This is a genomic window from Pseudomonas sp. H1h (genome assembly GCF_000633255.1).
Taxonomy (GTDB): Bacteria; Pseudomonadota; Gammaproteobacteria; order Pseudomonadales; family Pseudomonadaceae; genus Aquipseudomonas.
The window spans coordinates 1-1,054 of record NZ_AYMJ01000058.1 but is presented as its reverse complement, the minus strand read 5'-3'; the positions used below and the strand labels follow the sequence as shown (position 1 = coordinate 1,054).

The 1,054-nt window shown below is 57.6% G+C and carries 2 protein-coding genes; both read left to right on the top strand.

Annotation, left to right across the window (positions count from 1 at the left end; translation table 11 throughout):
* A partial coding sequence (gene tssD / locus U862_RS0128965; RefSeq protein WP_025113570.1) for a type VI secretion system tube protein TssD occupies positions 1-267 on the top strand: 267 nt, incomplete at its 5' end.
* 131 nt (positions 268-398) lie between these two features.
* Positions 399-1,054: type VI secretion system tip protein TssI/VgrG (gene tssI, locus U862_RS0128960; protein WP_025113569.1), on the top strand; the 656-nt coding region annotated here is incomplete at its 3' end.

Genomic DNA, 1,054 nt, shown 5'->3' with positions numbered 1-1,054 from the left:
GCTCTGACCTCCGGCGAGCGCATGAGCGAAATCGTTATCCAGTGGTACCGTACTTCTGCTCAAGGTACTCAAGAGCACTACTACACCACCAAACTGGAAGACGCGATCATCGTCGCCATCAACAACAAAATGCACAACTGCCAGGATCCAGGCAACTCGCACTTCACCCACCTGGAAGAAGTGCAGTTCACCTACCGCAAAATCACCTGGACCCACGAAGTATCCGGTACTTCGGGTTCCGATGACTGGCGTGCTCCAGTCGTTTAATTACGGCTGATCGTTACAAGCATCGACCAGCCCTGCTGGTCGATGTTGTTTACGCCCCTCCAGAATTTCGCGTGCGTTGAACCGCCTTGCGGTTGTCGACGAACGCCGCTGTACAGCACGAGGAACAAGGGATGTTCGCGCCGGCCAATGAAACCCACTTTGCCCTGACCATCGAAGGGCTCTCCGCCGATTTTCAGGTATTCACCCTGACCGGCCGGGAAGCCATCAGCCAGCCTTTTGTATTTGAGGTGGAGCTGGTCAGTGAGCAGCCGTCGCTGGACCTCGAAACCCTGCTGCACAAACCGGCCTTCCTGCAGCTGTCGCCCGACGGCAGCGGCATCCACGGCCAGATCTACCGCGCCGCGCAAGGCGATTCCGGCAAGCGCCTGACGCGCTATTCGGTGACCCTGCGCCCGCAATTGTCGTACCTGGCGCATCGCGTCAATCAACGCATCTTCCAGAACCTCACGGTGCCGAAAATCATCGGCATGGTCCTCGAAGAACACGGCATCCAGAGCAACGCCTACGAATTCAAGACCGGTTCGATCTATCCCGAGCGCATCTACTGCGTGCAATACGATGAATCGGACCTGCATTTCATCCAGCGTCTGTGCGAGGAAGAAGGTATCCACTACCACTTCCAGCACAGCGCCACGGCGCACAAGCTGGTGTTCGGCGATGATCAGACGGTGTTCCCGAAACTCAAGCCTGTGGCCTACCAGCAAGACTCTGGCATGGTCGCCAGCAACCCGGTGATCAAGCGTTTCGACCTGCGCCTGGAAACCCG